Below are 10,550 nucleotides of genomic sequence, written 5' to 3'. Positions count from 1 at the left end.
ACACCTAACAAGCTATTTTCCGGCTCTCCGGCGACATTCAAGCCACGGGCGGTGCGCGAACCAGATGGTCAACACCCGGTCAGGCAAGGGAGAGCAAGATGGACAGGCCGCACGTTTACGAAGTTATCGACCAGGATCGGCGCGCCCTGCTCGGCGGCGCTGCGATGGGTATTGCGATTGCCGGCACCGCTGGCCTGTTTCCTCTTCACCACGCTCTGGCTGAACCGAACAATGTAATTCGCCCGTTTCGTGTCAACTTCCCTGATGAGGCACTGAGCGATCTTCGGCGGCGCGTCGCTGCGACACGCCTGCCCGACCGGGAGACGGTTGATGACGGATCGCAGGGCCTTCAGCTCGCCGCGTTCAGCGAACTTATGCGCTCCTGGGCCACTGAATACGACTGGCGCAAAGCCGAAGCCAGGCTCAGCGCCCTGCCGCAGTTCACAACGACAATCGACGGCGTCGACATTCACTTCATCCATATCCGCTCACGTCATGCGAACGCGCTGCCGTTGATCATGACGCACGGCTGGCCGGGCTCAGTGTTCGAGCTGCTCAAGACTGTTGGTCCTCTGACCAACCCAACGAGCCATGGTGGACGTGCAGAGGACGCATTCCATCTTATCCTACCGTCGATCCCCGGCTTCGGCTTTTCCGGCAAGCCGAGAAGTCTCGGATGGGGGCCGGAGCGCATCGCACGAGCCTGGGCCGAACTTATGAATCGCCTCGGCTACGACCGCTATGTCGCCCAGGGCGGCGACTGGGGCGCGCCGATCTCAAGCGCAATGGCGCGACAGGCTCCTGCAGGGTTGCTCGGCATCCACATCAATCTGCCGGCGGCCGTGCCGTCCGAGATCGCGGCGCTGCTTGCCACCGGCGCTGCTGCTCCGCAGGATCTCTCGTCGAAGGAACGAGCCGCGTTCGACGCACTCTCAATCTTCTACAAGAGATATCGGGCCTATGCCGCAATGATGGGAACGCGGCCGCAGACCATCGGCTACGCGCTGACCGACTCTCCCGCCGGGCTGGCGGCCTGGATGTTCGACTACAACAACGCCGAACCGCTTCGCCTGCTCACGCGCGACGAGATGCTGGATGACGTCACGCTTTACTGGCTGACGAACACGGCTGTTTCATCCGCGCGCATCTACTGGGAGACGGCGGGTCAGAGCGTCATTCTCTCCTCCGCGCAGAGGACAGCCGAAATCTCGATTCCCGTCGCGATCTCCGTCTTCCCCGACGAGGTCTATCGCGCTCCGGAGAGCTGGGCGCGGCGCGCCTACCGCAACCTCATCTACTTCAACGAGGTCGAGAAGGGTGGACACTTCGCTGCGTGGGAACAACCCGAACTTTTCTCCCGGGAAGTCGCCGCGGCGTTTCGGCCTCTCCGCAATCTCTGACCTGAGCCAGATCTCAACGCCCTGCAACCCATCAACCCTGAAGGACAATATCCATGAAGACACTCCGCACCATCGCCGCAGTTGCGGCACTGTTCGTCGCCGCCGGCTTGACCTTGCCTGTGGCTCAGGCCCACGAAGTCAATCTGGGCGACATCAAGCGCACCAACCTGCTCCGCAACGATCTCGGTGCTGCTGGACGCGAGGTCATCCAGGTGCTCGTTGAGTTCGGCCCGGGCGTGAGCGCGGTCCGGCACTCGCATCCCGGCGAAGAACTCGTCTACGTCACCGAAGGCGCCTTGGAGTATCAGCTCGACGGCAGGCCGCCGCTGACCGTCAAGGCCGGCGAGGTGCTCTTCATTCCGCACGGAACGCCGCATGCGGTGAAGAACATCGGCTCCGTCAAGGCCGCCGAGCTTGCCACGTACATCGTCGAGAAGGGCAAGCCGCTTCTGATGCTGAGCGAGTGAACAGCTCAGGAAGGCCAGGCAAGCGGCATGACGACTGCGACACACGCGACCTTCGCATTTGGGAGACCCACATGATCAATATCTCGGAGAGAATCGACCGATGTCACCGCGGCGTAGCGATGGCGGTCGCGGCGGCTACGGCACTCGGCGCTCCCATATCCGGCTCTTTGGGTGCGCCGGCACGCGCCCAAACTCTTTCCGAACAGGAACAGAAGGTCGACGTCGGCTTCATCGAGATCGACGAGGACATCACGCTCCGGAGAATGGTGGTCCACAACGCGAACCCGAAGGGGACCGTCCTCTTCCTGCATGGATTTCCGGAAACGCTGTACGCCTGGAAAAGTATCTCTCTTACCCTCGCCGACGACTACGAAGTCCACGCTTTCGACTGGCCCGGCTTCGGGTTTTCCTCGAGGCCGAAGGTCGACAGGTTTTCGTACGCCCCCAAGGACTACGCGCGCGTCTTGAACGACTACATACGCAAGGCGGGCATCAACACATCCAAGCTTACGATCTACGCGACTGACGTCGGAGCTCTGCCGGCTCTTCTCCTGGCTCAGGAGAAGCCCGGCATCGCGACGTCGATCATCGTCGGCGATTTCGCCCCCTTCGACAGGTCCCACTACATGTATGCGAGCCTGCAGAGCCTGAAGACTGGCCCTTCAATGGATAAGGCTCGGGACCAGCTGAACAAGAACCGCGACGACATCCTCGAAAACGCGTTCAGAAGAGGCCTGCCCAAGGAAGCGCAATTCGATGTGCCGCGCGAATTCAAGGACGACATGTCACGTGCCTGGGGCCACGGCGCAATAACGACAGCGGATGCCTTCTCGTACTACTACGCGCACTTTACGCGGGACCAGAATCACTTCGAATCGCGTCTGGAGCAACTCGCGATCCCGGTGAAGGTCGTGTGGGGCGAGAACGACCTCTACATCAAGAAGGAGATGGGGATCGAGCTCGCCGACAGAATTGGCGCCGGGCTGACGCTCCTTCCCGGTATCGGGCACTACCCTCACCTCCAGAATCCCAAGCAGACCATCGACGAAGTTCGCGCCGCATTTCGGTAGATTAACCCAGAAGTATCAAACCCCAACGCGCCAGTGGCGCCAACAAGGAGAAGTGCAATGTCCGTCTCTCTCAAAGGTGTCGCGGTCATTACAGGCGCCTCCGCCGGGATCGGTGCAGTTTATGCCGACCGGCTGGCTCGCCGGGGCTACGATCTGATTCTCGTCGCACGCAACGAGGCTCGGCTGGACCAGCTGGCGACGCGCATCGCCGGCGCCACGGGCCGTATGGTCAAGACTGTTGCCGCGGACCTGAAAAACAAGGCGGACCTGAAGCGGATCGAGGCGATCGTCGCCACGGACCCCGCCATCACCATGCTGGTTAACAACGCAGGTGTCGGCGGCCTCGAGCCGCTGTTGCAGTCCGACGTCGATGCCATGGAGGAGATGGTCGATCTCAACGTGACCGCACTGATGCGGCTTACCTATGCCGCGGCTCCCGCGCTCGTTGCGCGTGGAGGCGGCGCGATCATCAACATTGCCTCAGTGGTCGCCATCGCACCGGAAGTCCTGAACGGCGTCTATGGCGGAACGAAAGCGTTCGTCCTCGCCCTGGGCCAGTCGCTTCAGAAGGAACTGACTGACAAGAACGTGCGTATCCAGACCGTCCTGCCCGACGCGACAGCGACCAACTTCTGGGATGCAGCCGGCGGCGCCGTCGACAATCTGCCGTCCAACATCGTCATGACGTCGGATGACCTCGTCGACGCGGCGCTCGCCGGCTTCGATCAGGGTGAAGTCGTCAGCATTCCCTCGCTTCCAGATGCAGCGGACTGGGCCAACTACGAAGCGGCGCGGCAGAAGCTCATACCAAACCTCTCCCTCAGCTCAGTTCCGGCGCGATACCGAATCGCGGCTGCGGCGTAACACGTGCTCAACAAATTGGAGACCAACCATGTCACTCTTCAATATCCCGATCTCAACGCCGCGCCTTGCCCCGCTCGCCATTGCCGGTTGGCGCGATCACGCGCGCCATGTGCTTATCTACGCCGAACCACTCAGCCGGTTCGGCCTCTATGCATCGCTCGCGATCATCTACGCCTGGTTCGGCGGGATGAAGTTCACCGATTACGAGGCCCAGGGGCTGGTGCCGCTGGTTGAGAACAGCCCGTTACTGAGTTGGTTCTATGATTTGTTCTCGGTCCGCGGCTTCTCCACCTTCCTTGGGCTCCTCGAACTCAGCATCGGGCTGCTGATCGCCCTCAGATTGGCGAGTCCGATCTTCTCCGCTGCCGGTGGTCTGCTCTCCGCCGGACTCTTCGTTGCGACACTTAGCTTCATGCTCTCGACGCCGGGGGTCGTCGTGCCGGAGCTCGGACCGCCCGCGATCACCGTCGCGCCGGGTCAGTTTCTTTTGAAGGATGTCGGCCTGTTCGCCGCCTCGTTCTGGGTATTCGTCGACTCAATCAAGACTGTGGTTGGCAGGTGAGCAGGCCACTTTCGGAAAACAGCATCAGCACCTCCATGCAACCGAAGGAGAACACGACCATGAAAATGCGACATCCTAAGTGCAGCCTATGCTGCCATTGCCATCGCCATGGCGACACCTGCCGCCGCCCGTGGTATCGGCGAAACGGTTACGCCGCACTTTCCTTTCATCTGGCGTTGTTTACCGGGAAGCGCCAGACTGACCGTTTAGTTATGCGCAACGAGAGCGACGTCGAGGGCCGGCACGCCTTCCGGCAAAGCAAGACTGGTGAACTTGTCGACATCAAAGAGGCGCCACAACTCAGCACACGGCCGAATTCATACCGAAGCGCGCAGACCATCGTGAAGCACTACCGCGCCCGCAATGCGGCTCGTGCCGACTCCGGTATCGACTGGCTTGAATCGCAGGTTCGAAAGGAAGGGATGAAGGGCTGAACGGACACCGGTAGAGTCTCGTTAATCCGGTGGAGGCGTTGTAGCACGCAATCAACCCGACGATTTCCGCCTTCCTAGGCGAGGCGTACGCTCCATCTCTCCCAGCATCCGCAAACAAGGACCGTCTGAGCTCGATGTGATAATTCCCCGACTATCTGAGACGTCGCACGTTGTGCGACGTGCGACCACCAAAAGCGTCGCACAACACTCGGTTTCTTCTTTTGAAGAGAATGAAAAAAGCCCCTGCGGGCCAACATCTTAAGGGTGGCGGGGTTTTGTCGCATACCTTCGCAGTACATCGAACCCACACCTCCAAACACCCCGGTTCGGCAATTCCGTTTGAAAACCGTTTTTAGTCGACTGGCTCCCCTCAATGAACGACATCCGCATGCCCTTGAGCGATAAGAGCATCGCTCAGTTACCCACCCCGAAGAACGGCTGGTATCTAGCCCGCGATACCGAATTGAAGGGACTCTTCGTCGTCGTTGGGAAGAGGAAAAGAACCTTCACTGTCCAAGGCGATCTCCGGCAGGGAGGAAAGCGGGCGTCTTCGATCAGAGTATCTATCGGCGACACGCGCGAGTTGACCACCCGAGCAGCCCGCGCGATTGCGAAGGAATATCTGGCTCAGATCAGCAGAGGACAGCATCCGAAGACGGCGAAGCAAGATGGAGAGACTGGCGCCGGCCAGGCTGGGAACGAGGCGAAAATCGAGGTTACGACTGTCACCCTCAGACAAGCATGGCAGCGATATCGGGAAGCCCACTTGATCCGAAAGGGTCGCAGTGAAAAGACCATAGGCGGTTATCGCGATCAGGTAGAAGGCCTCTTTGCGGAATGGCTCGATACTTCGCTAAGCGAACTCGCGATGGATCCTGCTCGCGTTGCCAGAAAGCACGACGACATTACGAAAGAGAACGGTCCGTATATCGCAAATGGCTGCATGCGAACGCTGCGCGCAATCTACAATCATGCTCGCAAGACCAACAGATTTCTGCCACGCGACAACCCAGCAGACGCCGTCGATTGGAATGAAGAAAAGCGCCGAGATACCGGCATGGGCGCGAGCGACTTGACCGAATGGTTCCGGGAGTTGGCTGCCCTCGAAAATCCGGTCCGTCGCGAATTCCATCTGCTCACGCTGCTTTGTGGATCTCGGACTACAGCAGGTGAAGTCGAGTCACGTCGACTCTCGCCGCCGAACTCTACACATCGAAAAGCCAAAGGGCGGCAGGAAGCGAGCGTTCGACGTCCCACTCTTTCGAGAAATGATGCTGTGTCTCATTCGGGCGATACGCTTCGGTAGGCAGATGTATCCGCTGCAGTCGCGGAAATGGATCTTTCCCGGCGACAGTGAGTCGGGCCATCTTGCCGAAACAAAAGAGGATCGCGATACCCTTTCGAAGTGGGGTAACGATCTTCGCCAAACATTCCGGACCATTGCCACAGCTGCTGGAGTTTCAGAATTCGATGCAAAGCTGCTAATGAACCAATCAATCCCAGGCGTGAATGCCGGCTACGTTACCCGACACAAGCTGCTTGAGGATCATCTGCGCAGCCAGCAACAAGCAATCGGCACTGCTGTGTTCTCCGCTATCGGCAAAATGCTTACGAAGGACGCCGCCTTGCGAGATTGGCTCGGACCCTGCGCAAGCCGATGTGTAACCGGCGGGCACCAGATGAAGCGAGCCGATCTGGGTGAGGATCTAGACAGAATTTGGCATGTAGCCTGAACGCACGCTAGGTCCTGGCCACCGGCAACGCGGCGCCTTTCCAAATGCCTAGTTTCCAAACGAACAGCCGAAGTGGAGCGGTAGGTCTGGGAGTTCTGCAGCAACGTCTGCCCTGAGCGAACGCCAGAATCGCGGAATCAAGATCAGTTTGAATATTCAATGATTCCAATGAACATTTGGAAAAAATGGCCGAATTCGCCTGCAATGATATCAATTGCTTGGCAGGCGTTTCCAAATAAGGAAGCGCCTCTCCCAGCGAGGGATGGCATTCGAACGGCACCGACCTGCTCAGATTTGGACCCAAAATCAAAATGTGACCATGATCACTAGTGATCATGATCATAAATAATCATGTTCAATTTACTGGCAAGCGGAAGTTCTTCCTTCCCGGTCTTTCACCGCACGAGCGGGGCAGGATTATCGATATCTCCAGGTGGTGAAGCTTGTTTGAGCCTACGCGCGAGGAGTGTCGTCAAACGCCGTCTGACCATCATGAACGTTCGAAAGCGCCCGAAACAGACGTCCTTCCACTTAACTCAATTCATCCGGGGGCGACTTCATCCACTATGCTCCTCTTTTGCGACGGGAGTTGGTGGTGATCAGTTTGGTATCGTCCTCATACCGCGATTAGCTGCATCAGCCGGGTGCAATCGGTCTCGACGCCTGCCTCGCCGCTGAATACGATCTTTCCGCGTTCGACCACATGGAAGCGGTCGGCGACCGACAGGGCCTCATGTACGTTTTGCTCGACCAGCAACACGATTGCCCCCCGATCGCGCAGTTCCCGCACGATTGCGAAGACTTCTGCAACAATCATTGGCGCCAGGCCTTCGCTTGGTTCGTCGATCAACACGAGACGTGGCTCACCGACCATGACCCGCGCCATTGCCAGCATCTGTTGTTCGCCGCCGGATAGTGTCGTGCCGAGCTGATGCCGTCGCTCGCCCAGTCGCGGAAAGCGACCGTAAATCGCATCAATCGCACGGTGCTCCTGCTGTCTCGAACGCCCCCTCACCTGCAGCAAACCCAGCGACAGATTTTCCTCAACAGTCAACCCTGGAAAGATGCGGCGATCCTCCGGCACAAAGCCGACGCCAGCATGACAGACGCGATCGGGTGAAAGGCCGCAAAGTCCGCGCTCAGCGAGCGTGACCGTGCCGGCACTCGCTGTCACCCAACCGGCGATAGTTTTGAGCAATGTCGTCTTTCCGACGCCGTTGCGCCCAAAGATGCCGATGACTTCACCGGCCCTAGCGTCGAGATCGATGCCCTGGATGATGTGACTGAGACCGTAGTGGGAGTGCAATCCGCGAATGTCTAGCATGTCAGCGATGCCCGAAATAGGCGGCCTGAACGGCCGGATCAGATCGCACTACGTTTGGAGGACCTTCGGCCAGCTTGCGACCCTGGTGCATGACGACAACATGGTCCGACAGGCTCATCACAAGACCGATATCGTGCTCGATGAGCAGAACGGTCACGTCCTCGGTCAGGCTGCGCACAAGGACCGCCGTGTCCCGCGTATCGGCATGGCTCATGCCCTGTGTCGGCTCGTCGAGCAGCAAGATCTTGGGTTCGGATGCGAGACAGACTGCTATTTCCAGCCGGCGCTGATCCCCGTGCGAGAGATTGCCGGCGAGTTCGTCGCGGCGATGCGCCAGCGCGAAGCGCTCGAGCATTTGCTCGGTCTTCTCCATGGCGCGGCGCGAACGGCGGATCGGCAACAAGGCGCGCGATGGCGGTTCGAGCAGCTGCGCCGCGAGCCGCAGGTTTTCCGCGACGGTCAACTCGAAGAAGAGGTTGGTGATCTGGAACGAGCGGGAAAGACCTGCGGCCTTCTTCTGCTCGGCAGAATCCCGTGTCATCTCGACGCCGTCGATCATGACCTTTCCGCTTCTGGGCGTCAGGGCGCCACTGATCAGGTTGAACAAGGTGGATTTGCCGGCCCCGTTGGGACCGATGATCGTGGTAATGCGATGGCGCTCGACGGAAAAGCTCACATCGTCGACCGCCTTGAGGCCGCCGAATGAGATGCCGAGACCACGAACGTCGAGGACATGCGGGATCATGACACGCTCCCGGATTTGACGATCGCGGGGGAAACCGCGGACGCGGCGACCTCCTGAGATGGCGCGCGGGCGATTCGGCGTTCAATCCAGGGCCTTGTGAAGCCGACGAGCCCCTTCGGCAGGAACATCACGCAGAGCATGAACAGCAGGCCGATGACGATGAGATGATGCTCCGTCCAGCTGCCGATGATCGATTTCAGGATGACGAGCAGCACCGCACCGTAGATCGCGCCGATGAGCGTACCGACACCCCCGAGGATCACCGAGATCACCGCGTTCCCGGAAGTGGCGAAGAACATCAGCTCGGGCGAGACAAAACCCCGCAGCACCGGATAGAGCGCGCCAGACAGCCCGGCCACGAGTCCTGCGAAGATATAGACCGCCATACGCGCCCGCCACACCGAATATCCAAGGAAGGGCACTCGCCTCTCGTTGGCTTTCAGGGCCATCAGCACCCGGCCGAAGGGCGTCTCCAGCAAATAGGCACTCAGTCCATACAGTCCCATGATGATGGCCAGCACGATCAGAAAGAACCCGACCGGATTGCCAGCCGAGATCGCGACAGGGCCGAATTGGATCTGGACAACGGGAATGCCGATCATGCCGTCAGAAGCGCCCAGTTCGCGCGTGTTGTAGACGATCTTGGCCACGACTTGCGCCATGCCAAAGGTGATGAGGGCGAAATAGACACCGCGAACCCGGTTCGCGATCAGGCCGCCGATCGTGGCGGTAACGAGCGTCGCAAGACCTGCGGCAGCCATGGCCAGCCAGAACGAGGGAACAGTCATCAATGTCAGGGCCGAAACATAGGCGCCGATGCCAAAATAAAGCGCCTGCCCCAGCGACAGCGCGCCCGAATAGCCGAGAAGAAGGTCGACTGACAGAGCGAGTCCAGCGAAGATCAGCGCTTCGGTACCGAGGCGGAGGTAAAAACTGTCGTCCAATGCAGCGCCAATGCCCGCGAGGCCCAACGCCGCCGCGAGAAGCAGAAACGCGAGTACATGGCTCGCACGCATGGAGACAGCGAGCCGATCAAGCATGTCCGAGCCTCCCGAACAGGCCTTGAGGGCGGACCATGAGGAAGGCGACCATCGTCCCGAACACGATGGGATCCGTCCATATCGGCGAAATAACGAGGCTCGCGAGCGCCTGCACCTGCGTCAGCAGCAGCCCGGCAAACACACACCCCCAGATCGAGCCCATGCCGCCGACGATGACGACGCTGAAGGCAAGCAGGATGAAGTCCCGCCCCATGGTGGGAAAGACCGAATAGATTGGCGCGAGCAGCACGCCGGCGAGCCCCGCGAGCGCTACGCCGAACGCGAAGGTTCCCGCATACACGACCGAGACCGGCACCCCCAGCGAGGCCGCCATATGGCGATCGAAGGCAGCTGCACGGACCATGGCGCCGAGGCGCGTGCGGTACACAACATAGGCGACGCCGCCGATGATCGCTGCTCCCACCGCGAGAAGGAAGAGACGGTAGCTTGGCACGAGAATTCCGAACCATTCCGTTGCGCCCGGAATGGGTGTCGGCGGGCGCTGCGTGTTCGCACCAAAGATCACTTTCAGCCCATCCTCGACAACGAGGCCCAGGCCAAAGGTAACGAGCAGCGTGGTGACGTGGCGGTCCTTCGAGTCGAAGACCGGACGGATCAACAGCCGCTCTGCCACCATACCGAGGGGAATCATCAAGATCGGCACCAAGACCAGCAGAAACCAGAAACCGACGCCCGCGGCTCCAAGCGCCACCGCTGCATAGGCTCCCACTGCATAGAATTCGCCGTGGCTCATGTTGATGACGTCCAGCATACCGAAAATGATGGTGAGCCCCAGCGCAACAAGAACAACAGCAACGCCGAGCGTCAGCCCGTTCAGGATCTGCGGTGCCAACACAAATTGCAGATAGTCTATCGGTGACATGGACGTCGTCTCCAGAGATCATGCTCCG

The 10,550-nt window shown here is 59.8% G+C and carries 10 protein-coding genes and 1 pseudogene; 7 read left to right on the top strand and 4 right to left on the bottom strand.

Going from position 1 to position 10,550, the window contains the following annotated elements; genetic code table 11:
• The first annotated feature begins 98 nt into the window (after positions 1 to 98).
• The 7 genes and pseudogenes from ACM43_RS26250 (at position 99) to ACM43_RS26220 (ending at position 6,530) form a co-directional block, all read left to right on the top strand.
• Positions 99 to 1,400, top strand: coding sequence for an epoxide hydrolase family protein (locus ACM43_RS26250; RefSeq protein ID WP_271543996.1), 1,302 nt, complete (start codon positions 99 to 101; stop codon positions 1,398 to 1,400).
• Between the two features lie 53 nt (positions 1,401 to 1,453).
• Complete coding sequence (locus ACM43_RS26245; protein ID WP_271543994.1) at positions 1,454 to 1,867, top strand: cupin domain-containing protein; 414 nt, start codon at positions 1,454 to 1,456, stop codon at positions 1,865 to 1,867.
• A 71-nt stretch (positions 1,868 to 1,938) separates the two neighbouring features.
• Positions 1,939 to 2,937: an alpha/beta fold hydrolase gene (locus tag ACM43_RS26240; RefSeq protein WP_271543992.1), complete on the top strand. Its 999-nt coding sequence runs from the start codon at positions 1,939 to 1,941 to the stop codon at positions 2,935 to 2,937.
• Between the two features lie 57 nt (positions 2,938 to 2,994).
• Positions 2,995 to 3,801: an SDR family NAD(P)-dependent oxidoreductase gene (locus ACM43_RS26235; RefSeq protein ID WP_271544294.1), complete on the top strand. Its 807-nt coding sequence runs from the start codon at positions 2,995 to 2,997 to the stop codon at positions 3,799 to 3,801.
• Positions 3,802 to 3,829: 28 nt separating this feature from the next.
• Positions 3,830 to 4,363, top strand: a complete 534-nt coding sequence (locus ACM43_RS26230; RefSeq protein ID WP_271543990.1) for a YkgB family protein — start codon at positions 3,830 to 3,832, stop codon at positions 4,361 to 4,363.
• Between the two features lie 59 nt (positions 4,364 to 4,422).
• Positions 4,423 to 4,797 carry a hypothetical protein gene (locus ACM43_RS26225; protein WP_271543988.1) on the top strand — a complete coding sequence of 125 codons (375 nt, stop codon included), beginning with the start codon at positions 4,423 to 4,425 and terminating at the stop codon, positions 4,795 to 4,797.
• A gap of 373 nt (positions 4,798 to 5,170) precedes the next feature.
• Positions 5,171 to 6,530 (top strand): annotated as a pseudogene (locus ACM43_RS26220) (integrase arm-type DNA-binding domain-containing protein).
• Between the two features lie 616 nt (positions 6,531 to 7,146).
• Here the strand turns inward: ACM43_RS26220 and ACM43_RS26215 are convergent.
• The 4 genes from ACM43_RS26215 to ACM43_RS26200 are packed head-to-tail and all read right to left on the bottom strand — an operon-like array spanning position 7,147 to position 10,522.
• Positions 7,147 to 7,854, bottom strand: coding sequence for an ABC transporter ATP-binding protein (locus ACM43_RS26215; protein WP_271543986.1), 708 nt, complete (start codon positions 7,852 to 7,854; stop codon positions 7,147 to 7,149).
• A gap of 1 nt (position 7,855) precedes the next feature.
• Complete coding sequence (locus tag ACM43_RS26210) at positions 7,856 to 8,599, bottom strand: ABC transporter ATP-binding protein (RefSeq protein ID WP_167767537.1); 744 nt, start codon at positions 8,597 to 8,599, stop codon at positions 7,856 to 7,858.
• On the bottom strand, positions 8,596 to 9,639 hold the full coding sequence (locus tag ACM43_RS26205) for a branched-chain amino acid ABC transporter permease (RefSeq protein ID WP_271543983.1): 1,044 nt from the start codon (positions 9,637 to 9,639) through the stop codon (positions 8,596 to 8,598). Before ACM43_RS26205 ends, ACM43_RS26210 begins: the two co-directional genes overlap by 4 nt.
• Entirely contained in the window at positions 9,632 to 10,522 is an 891-nt protein-coding gene (locus tag ACM43_RS26200; protein ID WP_271543981.1) for a branched-chain amino acid ABC transporter permease, read from the bottom strand. Before ACM43_RS26200 ends, ACM43_RS26205 begins: the two co-directional genes overlap by 8 nt.
• Positions 10,523 to 10,550: the final 28 nt, after the last annotated feature.

The organism is Bradyrhizobium sp. CCBAU 45321 (genome assembly GCF_028128975.1).
In the GTDB taxonomy this organism is placed as follows: domain Bacteria; phylum Pseudomonadota; class Alphaproteobacteria; order Rhizobiales; family Xanthobacteraceae; genus Bradyrhizobium; species Bradyrhizobium yuanmingense.
Note: the sequence above shows the minus strand (reverse complement) of the source record. Positions and strands in the feature narration are given on the sequence as shown.

Bases quoted from the DNA above. Each gene is read 5' to 3' on its own strand.
- ACM43_RS26250 (WP_271543996.1), top strand. From the start codon at position 99: ATGGACAGGCCGCACGTTTACGAAGTTATCGACCAGGATCGGCGCGCC.
- ACM43_RS26245 (WP_271543994.1), top strand. From the start codon at position 1,454: ATGAAGACACTCCGCACCATCGCCGCAGTTGCGGCACTGTTCGTCGCC.
- ACM43_RS26240 (WP_271543992.1), top strand. From the start codon at position 1,939: ATGATCAATATCTCGGAGAGAATCGACCGATGTCACCGCGGCGTAGCG.
- ACM43_RS26235 (WP_271544294.1), top strand. From the start codon at position 2,995: ATGTCCGTCTCTCTCAAAGGTGTCGCGGTCATTACAGGCGCCTCCGCC.
- ACM43_RS26230 (WP_271543990.1), top strand. From the start codon at position 3,830: ATGTCACTCTTCAATATCCCGATCTCAACGCCGCGCCTTGCCCCGCTC.
- ACM43_RS26225 (WP_271543988.1), top strand. From the start codon at position 4,423: ATGAAAATGCGACATCCTAAGTGCAGCCTATGCTGCCATTGCCATCGC.
- ACM43_RS26215 (WP_271543986.1), bottom strand. From the start codon at position 7,854: ATGCTAGACATTCGCGGATTGCACTCCCACTACGGTCTCAGTCACATC.
- ACM43_RS26210 (WP_167767537.1), bottom strand. From the start codon at position 8,599: ATGATCCCGCATGTCCTCGACGTTCGTGGTCTCGGCATCTCATTCGGC.
- ACM43_RS26205 (WP_271543983.1), bottom strand. From the start codon at position 9,639: ATGCTTGATCGGCTCGCTGTCTCCATGCGTGCGAGCCATGTACTCGCG.
- ACM43_RS26200 (WP_271543981.1), bottom strand. From the start codon at position 10,522: ATGTCACCGATAGACTATCTGCAATTTGTGTTGGCACCGCAGATCCTG.